Raw genomic sequence first — 12,296 nt, 5'->3', positions numbered from 1 at the left:
TAGTTCTCACTGCCTAAAACTAGTTTTTTTTTATATACCAAAATGCAACATAGTTATTTTATCAGAAATCATTAATAATATAAAGTACCATTTATTGATATATACATTCAAATAGAAAAAGTATTTTATCCAAAGGTTATTATAATCAAAGAATAAAGACTAAAAAACAAATCAAGTTATTTTTCTTCTCATTTAATTTTTTTAATGAAATAAGTTTTGATATTAGAAATTATTGTACTGAGTTTCTATATTTATACTATTGACTGGTTTAAATCATATATGATAAAATAAGTGTTGTTGCTTAAAACGGATAAAAATTTATCCACGAGGTGATTTATAATGAAAACTAATATTCATCCTGAATACACTCATGAATGTGACGTACACTGCGCTTGCGGTCACACTTACAAAACTGGTTCTGTAAAGAACGAACTAAGAATCGACGTTTGTTCACAGTGTCACCCATTCTTCACTGGAAAGCAGAAGAATGTAGAGCAAGGTGGAAGAGTAGATAAGTTCATGAAGAAATTCAACTTAAAAATCGAAGAGTAATCTCTTTGGAACGAAGAGGAAACTCTTCGTTTTTTATTTTAATAAAAAACAATTGAGAATTGAGAATGTAGAATGGAGAATGATGGATGTTTCTGCTTTTAGGCAGAAACTACATTTTGTTATTCAAAAGAACAATAACCTTTTACTCATTTAATTTTCGGATGAAACTTTGTACTCATAGTACAAAGTTTCATCCGAAAATTAAAGGAGTTAAATTCCATTACATGTTAGCAGTAAAATATACTTACTCTTGTTTGGATTTTTACTTGATTAATATTTGAAATTATTAACAAAAGCTGATTATAGATTTACTCTATAATCAGCTTTATATATTGCTTTCAATAATAAAATTTAAAATTATAACTATAGTGTTTCATTATAAATGAAACAAGTAAGTAATTTCATCCAAGGAACAACAAAATTAAAATTTCACGAAGAGAAATGTCCTACATTCTCCATTCTCAACTCTCAATTCTCAATTATGTTTTTATTAGATTCTGTTCTTTAACGAGTCTTTAACCAATATTTCCATATTCCCTTCAAGCATACCTATAAAATCACTATTAGTTTTTGTTTTTGAAAGAATTCCAAGTATTTTTTCAGTAATTACTGGAACTTTTCCTTCACTATACATCATCTTTCTTATGCCATATGCAATTTCATATTCATTTCTATCAAGTAATAAATCTTCTCTTCTTGTTCCTGATTTAAATATATCAATAGCTGGGAATATTCTTCTTTCTTGAAGTTTTCTATCTAAATGAACTTCCATATTTCCTGTTCCTTTAAACTCTTCATAAATCATATCATCCATTCTACTTCCTGTATCAACAAGTACAGTTGCTAATATTGTAAGACTTCCCTTACCTTCAACATTTCTTGCTGCTCCAAAAAACTTTTTAGGCTGTAGCAACGCTCCTGGATCCAATCCTCCTGAAAGAGTTCTTCCAGTAGGTGTTACTGTAAGGTTATATGATCTAACTAAACGAGTTAAACTATCCATTAATATGACAACATCTTGCCCCTGTTCTACCATTCTTTTTGCTCTTTCAAGAGCCATTTCAGAAACCTTATTGTGATGTCCTGGTTCTTCATCAAAAGTAGAATATACAATTTCTCCATCTATACTTCTTTGCATATCAGTAACTTCCTCTGGTCTTTCATCAATAAGGAGAACAATTAAATTAATTTCAGGATTATTTAACTTAAGACTTTTTGCAATTTTTTTAAGAATAGTTGTTTTACCAGCCTTAGGAGGTGCAACAATTAGCCCTCTTTGACCTTTTCCTATTGGAGACATAATATCCATCAATCTTGTTGTTAAATCCAACTGACCACTTTCTAATCTTAACCTTTCATTTGGATAGATAGGAGTAAGCTTTTCAAACAATGGTCTTCCTATAGCTTTTTCAGGACTCTCTCCGTTTATTGATTGCACATAAAGAAGAGCATTAAATTTTTCACCATCATTAGGTTGTCTAATTTTCCCTATAACCATATCACCAGTTTTAAGATTAAACTTTCTTATTTGCGATGGTGAAACATACACATCATTTGCACCTGAAAGGTAATTGTGACATCTTAAAAAACCATAATTGTTATTTTCATTTATTTCAAGAACTCCCTTAGCTGTCAAAGAGTCTGATAGCATTTCTTTCAATTTTGTTTTCTTCTCTTCACTTTCTATATTACTATTGCTACTACTAACACTAGTGTTAGTACTCTCATACTTTTTGGGTGAAATTTTTTCCCTTAAAACTGAACCTTCTTTTTTTATTGCGTAAGCAGAAGCTTTATTATCACGTTTTTCTTCTCTTTTTTGTTCAGTTTTAGTATCACTTATACTTTCTTTTTTTTGCTGAGTCTCACCTTGAACTTTTTCTTTACTCATTTCTTCGTTAAGTAATTCAATAAGTTCTGATTTTCTATATTTTGAAATTCCTTTAATATTATAATTTTTAGCAATTTCCTTCAACTCAGATAAGTTTTTATTCATTAATTCATCCACTTTATTCATTTTGCGCATCAATATTGAGATGCTTCCTCCTCTCATTGGTTATCAATATTAAATTAAATATCTTTTATGGGAATTATAATTTTCAATTGAATTTTGGAATTTTAAAAAGAATTTGAAATTATTGAGACATTTCAATATATCAGAAAAGTTTCATTCATCTTTTAATAATTATGCCCTATTAGTTAATTCTAATTCACTTCCTAGAAAAAAACAACATAAAAAGAAAAAAACGAGCATTATTAGCTCGTTTTTTTTCTTTTTATCTATTTTCTAATGATGCCTTAATGAAATCTTTGAATAATGCATGTGGTTTATTTGGTCTTGACTTTAGCTCTGGATGGAATTGTACTGCAACGAACCATGGATGATTGTCAACTTCAACAATCTCAACCAATCTTCCATCTGGGCTAGTTCCTGTTATCTTTAGCCCTGCTTCAGTCAATACTTTTCTATACTCATTATTAAACTCGTATCTATGTCTATGTCTCTCATAGATAACCTCGTCTTCATAAGCAAGATAAGCTTTACTATCTTTATCTAATTTACAAGGATATAATCCTAATCTCATTGTTCCACCTTTTTCATCTATATCCTTTTGATCAGGCATAAGATCAATTACTGGGAATTTTGTTTCTGGATCAATCTCAGCACTGTTAGCACCTGCCATATCAAGCATAGTTCTTCCATACTCAATTACAGTACACTGCATTCCTAAACATATTCCTAAGAAAGGAATATTTCTCTCTCTTGCAAATTTTACAGTTTCAATTTTTCCTTCTACTCCTCTATCACCAAATCCGCCAGGTACAAGAATACCATTAACATCTGCAAATAGTTCTTCTACTCTATCAGCTGAAACCTCTTCAGCGTTTATCCATTTTATCTTTACCTTTGAATCATTAGCTAATCCACCATGTTGAAGAGCTTCAACAACTGAAATATAAGCATCATGAAGTTCAACATATTTACCTACAAGAGCAATTTTAACCTCTTCACTTCTATTCTTAATTCTCTTAACCATATCAATCCATTCACTGTTATCAATATCTCTACAACCTAACCCTAATTTATCACATACTAATCTATCTAATCCTTCATTGTGAAGCATTAATGGTACATCATACAAATGCTCAGCATCAAGATTCTGTATAACTGAATTTCCATCCATATTACAGAATAACCCTATCTTATCCTTTAACTCTTGTGAAATCTCTTTTTCACTTCTACATACAATAATATCTGGTTGAATTCCTATACTTCTTAATTCTTTAACTGAGTGTTGAGTAGGCTTCGTCTTAAGTTCTCCAGCTTTACTTATATATGGCACAAGTGTAACATGAATATAACATACATTTTCTGTTCCTACATCATATTTTATTTGTCTAATTGCTTCTAAGAATGGTTGTGATTCTATGTCTCCAACAGTTCCACCAATCTCTGTGATTACAACATCCACATCTTCTTGTCTTCCAACTCTAAAAGCTCTTTCTTTTATTTCATTGGTAATATGAGGGATAACTTGAACTGTTCCTCCAAGATAGTCTCCTCTTCTTTCCTTAGAAATAACAGACCAGTATATTTTTCCTGTAGTTACATTACTATTCTTTCCTAAATTTTCATCAATGAATCTTTCATAATGCCCTAAATCTAAATCCGTCTCTGCTCCATCATCTGTTACAAAAACCTCTCCATGTTGATATGGGCTCATTGTTCCTGGATCAAAGTTTAAATATGGATCAAATTTTTGAATTGAAACCTTTAACCCTCTATTTTTTAATAATCTACCTAATGAAGCAGCAGTGATACCTTTTCCTAATGAAGATACTACTCCTCCTGTTACAAAAATATACTTAGTAGCCATAGTTGAAACACCCTCCTGAATTTTATCTTTAATTATGTTTTGAATTTTCTCTAATTATAGTTCTCTATTTATTTTCCTACCAAAGGTAAAAAATTATTTATTATCACTTGACATTTTAATTAATCATTATTATAATAGAAATTACCCTATAAAATTAAAATGGCATTAGTGTTGTTTTTTCAAACTATTATTTATGATATCACATATATAATAAAAAAACTAGAGCCTTTTTTGTTTTTGATAATTTTTTTTAATTTACATAAAAAGAGCACTTCCTATGAAGTGCTTTTATAACGTTTAAAACCTTTAAAAGAAGTTGAAAGTGGAAAATTGAAAACATAGGATGTTTCTGCTCCTTCTGCAGAAACTACATTGCATCGCTCTTTAGTGCAAGAGAGTTTTTCTCATTTTATCTTTTGATAAAATATTGTGATCATTTCACTACAAAAGAAATATAGGACATTTTAAAATAGAATTTATTTTTAAAACAGCCGTATATTTTATTGTCCATATTAAAATAATATTAAAATTTCACAGAGTGAAATGTCATTCGTTGTCCATTGTCAACTTTCAACTATCCACTACCCTTTTTATCTTTCACTCTCAACTATGTCTTATTCTGTTTTCTTAACCTCTTCGTCCATATGAAAATATTTTTCTCTAAAATTATAATTAACTAAAAGTTTTTCCTGTGCTTTATTCTCATTATACTTTAAAGTTCTTTTCGTATTGATTTTAAAATCTTCCTTTATCTTTTCAAGGTCTAGACAATTGTATTTTTTTAAAATTAAGATGGAAAGATATTTTAGTTCTCTGTCTTTGAGTATCTCATCAAGCTTATCTCTTTCGATATTTTTCATATGACAAATAATATCTATAACATTTTCATAATTCAAATTCACTTATTAATCACTTCCATAAATAATACAATTAAGTATCTTTTTATGAATTATTACCAATTTAAATTATATTACACATATATTTCACATCTTTTTCATTTTTGATTGTAACGTCTGTCTAGGTATGTTTAGCATTTTAGCAGCTTTAGATACATTATTATTATTTAAAACAAGGGCTTCTTCAATTAAATTCTTCTCAAATTTTTGTACTCTTTTCTTAAAATCATACTGTCCTAATAAATTATTTATTCTGACTTTATCTTTAATATCTTCATATTCAATCATTCCACAACTCTTGTTATTAAATACCCCTTCAATAAGATTACTAAGCTCACGTACATTTCCAGGCCATTCATATGATAACAAGTGCTTCATACACTCTTGAGATACCCCTAAAATTTTTGTTCCAAATTTCTTATTAAATTCATCTATGAATACCCTTGTAAGTATAGGAATATCATCCTTTTTTTCTCTCAATGCAGGTAACTCAATAGATATAATATTCAATCTAAAAAACAAATCACTTCTAATTTTTTTATTTTTAAGTACACTTTCAAAATCCTCATTAATTGATGCTATTATCCTAACATCTATGTTTATTTCTTTAATACCACCAACTCTACGAAGCTTCCTCTCTTGTAATACCCTTAGTAATTTCCCTTGAAGTTCCATAGGCATAGAATTTAACTCATCTAGATATACTGTTCCTCCATTAGCTAATTCAAAGATACCTTTTCGTTTCTCTGAATCTGTGTAGCTTCCTTTCTCTGTACCAAATAATGTACTCTCAAAAAGGCCTTTGGGAATTGCAGCACAGTTCTGTGCGATAAATGGTTCACTACTCCTTTTTGAGTTTCTGTGAATAGCCTGAACAATAAGTTCTTTACCAGTACCAGTTTCTCCATAAATCAATACATCTGATTCTCTTTTACTAGCTTCATATGCCTTTTTCTTTGCTTTTAACATAAGTTTATTTGCAGTTATTATATCTTCAAAGTCATATAACTCTTTTCTTCTTATTTTATTTATATTTAAATTTAATCCATTCTCAAAATCATTCTTCTCTTCTAGCTGAATTTCAATGATAAATCGATTATTTCCATAATAAACTCCATGAAAATCACTTTTAACCTCATGGGTTATACCCCTATGATCTACTATAGAATACATCTTCCCCTCTATAGACTTTTTAGTATTCATACTCTTTAATATTTCCCATAGAGCAGAAACTTCCCCATAAATCACAAATAAATCTTTATTAAACATCCCATCTTTAAGACCTCTACTTTTCACCCCTAGATCATTAGCAAAAATCAACTGCATCTTAGTATTATAAACATAGATACTTCTCTCTTCATGAAACATTCCCCAAATATCCATACAATCACCGTTATTGTAATTTAATATTTACATTTAATTCTGTACTAATAGCTTGATCTCCACTTATACCCATATTATATAATGCCTTTATGTTTCCACCATTTTCATCAACATCGATGTTAAGTTTTTTAATATTAATTGATAACTGAAGCATACCATGAGGTGTTTGATACATTATTAAATCACTATATTTTTCTTTAAATAACATCCTAGTATTAGTAGTACCTTTTCTTATAAGAGTAAATTGATCCTCTTCAACTTTTATAGTGGTTTTAGTACCCTGCATACCTGAAATCTCTGTTTCATCATATATAATATAAAACTTTCCATCTTTTTCATAAAAAAGACCTGGTGTTACAACTTCTATCTTATCATCATCATTACCACTCTGTTTACTTACCACAGATATAATTGCACTTTTTTTCAATTTTCTTTCCTCCCTTTAACACTTCTCTACTTGAACACTTATACTTAATCTCACAGATGTTGTTTCCTAACAAGAAACAAATGTACTTTAGAAAAGAAATGTACAATTCATAATGTATAATGTATAATGATGGATGTTTCTGCTTACACAGAAACTACATCTTATTGGTCTTTAGAACAATAAGATTCTACTCATTTTATCTTTAGATAAAACATTGTATTTTAAGTACAATGTTTCACCAACGGTGAAGCAAGTAAAGTTCTCTTGTTCAAGGAACAAGAGAATTAAAATTTCTCGAAGAGAAATGTCCATCATTATACATTCTCCATTATACATTATACATTTATTTTAAAATACATCCATTAATAAACTCATCATCAGCAGGTTTTACTGTAATAATGTTCTCTTCTTCACCTTTTCTATATTTTACAATTAAAGACTCTTCATCTCTCCCCTTACTATATCTTCCTGTAATCTTAGCAGCTGCTTCGATTGACTTTTCTGAAGGATTTTCACCGATTATTATAGTTAAAGGTCCATTAAAATCTCTAACTAAGAACACTAAATCATCACTAGATATTAACTTTCTTACTATCTGAGCTTCATCAGCAGTTCTAGTACAAATTATTTTACAACTTTCATCAATTCTATAATGTCTAGCATATTTTAATAACTCTAATTCTCTCTCACTTATATTCTCTTTATTATCAACTAAATCTTTTAATCTATTTGAGTATCCAGGCTCAGTAAGTTTACAGCCTCCTGCTGGTGATGGATAATCTTTTATATTCCATTTTTCAGCTAGGGCCATCTGTATTTTTCTACTTCTCCCCTTAATATCCATTAATTTTTCTCTATCTACTAATCCACTTTTCTCCATCTCTGTTTCAGGAAGATTCTTTGCACATAAAGGTCTAAGTATTTTCTCTCCTACACCAGATGTCTTAAGAACAGTTGATAACGCACCCTTGTTCTGTGACATAGGTCTTTGACCTAATACCTCTCCTGTTATAATGAAGTCAGCATCAAATTTTTCAAGTAGTCTTCCTGCATGAGTCATCATCATTGCATGGCAGTCTATACATGGATTCATATTCTTCCCGTGTCCATGCTTAGGATTTTTCACCATCTCAAAATGTTCTTCCGAAAAGTCCACTACCTCTAATCTCATATCAATTTGTTTTGACATTCTCTCTGCATTCTCTTCTCCAAAAAAATATGATTTGAAACATATTCCAATTACTTCAATTCCTTGTTCCTGAATAAGTTTAGCCGCTAATATTGAATCTAATCCTCCAGAAACCATTGCTAATGCTCTTGTCATAAGTATTTCCTCCTAACTCTTTTCTATTTTTCTTCCGCCAACTCAATCAGCTTACTTATAAGCTCTTTATACTCTATTCCTGATGCAGCCCAAAGTTTAGGATACATACTAATACTAGTAAATCCAGGTAAAGTATTAACCTCATTCAAATAGACTTCTCCATTATCTTTATCCATCAAGAAATCTACTCTAGCCATTCCCTCACAATCAAGTAGCTTATATATTCTTACAGCTAATAATTTAATTTCTTCCATCTCTTTTTCTGATAACCTTGCTGGTATCAACAATTCAGAAGATGCATCCTCATATTTCGCCTCATAATCATAAAATTCCTTACATGGAACAACTTCTCCTGGAACTGATGCTATTACCTTTCTGTTACCAAGTACCGATACTTCTATTTCTCTAGCATTTATTCCTTTCTCTACTAGGATTTTTCTATCGTGTTTAAAAGCTTCAAGCAATCCAACTTTTACATCCTCTTTATTCTTTCCTTTAGAAATTCCTACCGATGAACCACTATTCGCTGGTTTTATAAATACAGGGTATGATAACTTTTCTTCAATTTCTTTAAGAATTTCATTCTCCCTTTCCTCATATTCATCTCTATGGACAACAACATAAGGCGCTTGATTTATATTAAAGTTCTCAAGAACATATTTTGTATATACTTTATCCATACAAATTGCAGAAGCAAGGACATCACATCCAACACAAGGTATCTCAGCAAGTTTACAAACCCCTTGAATTGTTCCATCTTCACCATATAATCCATGTAAAACCGGAAAAACAACTGAAACCTCTCTATTGAACAGTATTCTCTCCCCATGAGATATAAGATTTTTTTCGTCCTTAATCCATTTCCCATTCTCTATATTATCTAATTCACCATTATATACTAACCACTTTCCTTCGTTAGTGATTCCAATTTTTACAATTTCATATTTTTCAGTATCAATATTTTTTAATACTGATGTTGCAGACACAAGTGAAACCTTATGTTCAGTAGACTGCCCTCCAAACAAAATAGCAATTTTCTTTTTCATGAATTTTCTCCTCTATTCTTTCTCTTCCTCTATAAATATATTATGTATAACACATACATAAGTCAATAAAAATTCTATTTAAATCTATACCTAAAACTCATAAATAAATATAAAATTAAAACTTCTGTAACAAATTTTCTTTTCATTTATGATAAGATATTATAGAGAAGTTATGATAATCTTTGATATCTTCTATATATTTAAAGAATAAATCGTTTTAATACAATTAAACAAAAGGATTGATTTTATGAAAAAACATATTTACTCTTTTATTTTATATATATTATTATTAACAACTTTTGGACAAGTAACCTCATTTGCAGACGAATTAAAAACAGTTAATTATGATAAAGTTTGGACTATAACTTTTGATGATAATATTGATAAGTCTTCAGTAACTAATCATTCCATATATGTTTATGACAGCGCATATAAAAAACTATCAACAAATATATCTTTCGGTGAAAAAGGTAATACAATAATATTATCACCCAAAAATAATTATCTACCTGACTCAATCTATAGTATCTATATAAGTAAAAGCATTAAGTCCTTAAACAACAATAATATAAAAGATGATTACATACATAAATTTAAAACAGAAAAACTATCATCATCTAACTTATCAATATTCAATAATACACTTGAAAATTTATCTGTGGAAATAAAATATATTTCTGACAATCAAATTATTTCTAGAAAGGGTTTATTAGTATATAATAATAAGCTTAATAAACCTATTGTTATCTCATATTACGATAAAAATACTAAAGCTGACTCAGTTGAAATATTCTATAAAAATAATAAACTCTCTGGTGAAATTTATTCATTTGATGAAGTTTCTAATTTAATCATGTTTTCTATTGATAATATAAATATAACATCAATGATTAACATGGAATGTTCTTCTTATGAATATGAATATATTTATAATTTCAATACGATATTTAATAAGAATGACTCATCTTATCAAATTAGTTTAACTCCTAATATTTTAATAAATTCTACTGGAGATATCATTGGAGTAATATACAAAGACTCTCTTAGTAATTATAAAAAAATATTTTTTAAAGATATGAATTTAGATAAAAATTTATCACTCTCTTTATCTAATATTGATAGTTTGATCATGAATCTTCAACCACCTATAATATCAGATATTAAATATAATATGGAAAAAAATAATATAACATTGAATCTTCATAACTCTGAAGAATATCTATTATACTACAGTCTTAATAATAAAACGTATAAACCAATTTTAAATTCTAATGGTAATAAACAAGTTTTTAATAATTCGTCTATAACCGTTAACCTCGACGAATTCAATATAGATAATTCAACAAAGCTATATTTTAAAGCATCTTCATATAAAAACTATAAAGAATCATTTTTAAGCGAAGAACTCAGTGTTTCAATAACTAAACTTTCTGAAGAAGATATTGCCAAAAATATAGTTATGAATGGAACTTTTACTCAATTTGAAGAAAAGACAATCCAACAAGCCTTTACAGATTATTTTAGTTCATGTTCTTGGACATACCTGAATAATAACGCTTCCCCTGAAGTAATATTTAAAGGCCTAGGCATCTATAAAGACAACTACCACGAAATAAGCTTCTTGTTCTCTGTAAACATTCAAAGTGATAATTTCAGACTAGAAAGAGTGAAGATAGATAATACACCTTTGAACTTTAGTGAACTTCCTTATTTATTACAAACAATATATAACTAAAAAGCACTACAAAAAGCACGCAAAATCAAGCGTGCTTTTTGAGTTAACAATTGAAAACTGACAATTGAAAACGAAGGATGTTTCTGACACACGTCAGAAACTACATCTTATTGTTACTTAGGGCAAAAATTTACTTATTTTATCTCTGGATAAAATGTTGTATCTGAAATACAATGTTTCATATAAATGAAAGGAGTAACCCCTTATTATTCTAAAAGAATCCAATAAAATTTCTCGGAGAGAAATATCCATCGTTTTCCACTTTCAACTATCCACTTTCAATTATGTTTTATTATTTCTCTTTTTTGAACCATTCCAAAAACTTTAATTTAAATTCAACATTCTTTTCTTTTTCAAGGATTTTTTCAACATCCTCTTCTGATAAATGCTTGTCTAACGTAATCTGTATATCTTCAAATGAATAGTCTTCCAATGTAACATCTATAAAACATAAGGGTGGAAACATTACGCACCACCAATTCTTCCCGTTTCCTTCACCAATGATTATTCTCAACGCCTCATATTCTCCATGCGGCAGAACAACTTCACCATATCTTTTTTCTGGAAAATTTTCATTACCTAATACAATTTTAACATTATAATCATATCCTTCTTCTGCTATTTTCTTCTCAGCAATTTTCTTCAAATTCTCCATTTCACTTATAATGATTTCTCTTGATTTATCAAGATCATCTGATTCATTTAATTTATTATACATATACTTTATAACATCATTTTTAACTTTTATTTTTAAATTCTGATCTTCATCAGTATCACTATTAGCTATTACATGAAACCTTATAACCTTGTCCGAAATTTCTTCCGCATTAACTTCTCTACTATCCATAATTCTTATAATTCCCAACATAATAATACTAACAACAAAAACCATAACAATTATTAAAGCTATCTTTGTTCTATATTTTCTCATAATATACCTCCTAAATAGACAAGCTTATTAATAATCTTATCCACTTTAGGAGGTTTTATTCACTCTTTAAACATAAAAAGATTTTTAGTTCAATTTCATGAGCCAATGTATTGTTTATGATTTA

The 12,296-nt window shown here is 28.8% G+C and carries 10 protein-coding genes; 2 read left to right on the top strand and 8 right to left on the bottom strand.

Annotated elements, in window-relative coordinates:
• Positions 1 to 339 precede the first annotated feature (339 nt).
• A complete protein-coding gene (gene rpmE, locus OW730_RS06815; protein WP_271228313.1) occupies positions 340 to 552 on the top strand; it encodes a 50S ribosomal protein L31 in 213 nt (70 codons plus the stop codon).
• A gap of 490 nt (positions 553 to 1,042) precedes the next feature.
• Here the strand turns inward: rpmE and rho are convergent, their stop codons facing one another.
• From rho to OW730_RS06780, 7 genes are all read right to left on the bottom strand, one after another.
• Entirely contained in the window at positions 1,043 to 2,578 is a 1,536-nt protein-coding gene (gene rho, locus OW730_RS06810) for a transcription termination factor Rho (protein ID WP_442945436.1), read from the bottom strand.
• A 250-nt stretch (positions 2,579 to 2,828) separates the two neighbouring features.
• On the bottom strand, positions 2,829 to 4,430 hold the full coding sequence (locus OW730_RS06805; RefSeq protein WP_271228311.1) for a CTP synthase: 1,602 nt from the start codon (positions 4,428 to 4,430) through the stop codon (positions 2,829 to 2,831).
• A 614-nt stretch (positions 4,431 to 5,044) separates the two neighbouring features.
• Positions 5,045 to 5,290: a ribose-5-phosphate isomerase gene (locus OW730_RS06800; RefSeq protein WP_271228310.1), complete on the bottom strand. Its 246-nt coding sequence runs from the start codon at positions 5,288 to 5,290 to the stop codon at positions 5,045 to 5,047.
• Between the two features lie 123 nt (positions 5,291 to 5,413).
• Entirely contained in the window at positions 5,414 to 6,709 is a 1,296-nt protein-coding gene (locus OW730_RS06795; protein WP_271228309.1) for a sigma-54 interaction domain-containing protein, read from the bottom strand.
• A gap of 10 nt (positions 6,710 to 6,719) precedes the next feature.
• Complete coding sequence (locus OW730_RS06790; RefSeq protein WP_271228308.1) at positions 6,720 to 7,136, bottom strand: DUF1934 domain-containing protein; 417 nt, start codon at positions 7,134 to 7,136, stop codon at positions 6,720 to 6,722.
• A 343-nt stretch (positions 7,137 to 7,479) separates the two neighbouring features.
• Positions 7,480 to 8,460, bottom strand: a complete 981-nt coding sequence (locus OW730_RS06785; RefSeq protein WP_271228307.1) for a tRNA 4-thiouridine(8) synthase ThiI — start codon at positions 8,458 to 8,460, stop codon at positions 7,480 to 7,482.
• A gap of 23 nt (positions 8,461 to 8,483) precedes the next feature.
• Complete coding sequence (locus tag OW730_RS06780) at positions 8,484 to 9,506, bottom strand: D-alanine--D-alanine ligase family protein (protein WP_271228306.1); 1,023 nt, start codon at positions 9,504 to 9,506, stop codon at positions 8,484 to 8,486.
• A 247-nt stretch (positions 9,507 to 9,753) separates the two neighbouring features.
• Between OW730_RS06780 and OW730_RS06775 the strand changes: the two genes are divergently transcribed.
• Positions 9,754 to 11,241 carry an Ig-like domain-containing protein gene (locus OW730_RS06775; RefSeq protein WP_271228305.1) on the top strand — a complete coding sequence of 496 codons (1,488 nt, stop codon included), beginning with the start codon at positions 9,754 to 9,756 and terminating at the stop codon, positions 11,239 to 11,241.
• Between the two features lie 292 nt (positions 11,242 to 11,533).
• On the opposite strand, the gene spoIIR is transcribed toward OW730_RS06775, so the two are convergent.
• Entirely contained in the window at positions 11,534 to 12,172 is a 639-nt protein-coding gene (gene spoIIR / locus OW730_RS06770) for a stage II sporulation protein R (RefSeq protein WP_271228304.1), read from the bottom strand.
• Between the last annotated feature and the right edge of the window lie 124 nt (positions 12,173 to 12,296).

Source organism: Oceanirhabdus sp. W0125-5, from assembly GCF_027938815.1.
Lineage (GTDB): Bacteria > Bacillota > Clostridia > Clostridiales > Clostridiaceae > Oceanirhabdus.
Note: the sequence above shows the minus strand (reverse complement) of the source record. Positions and strands in the feature narration are given on the sequence as shown.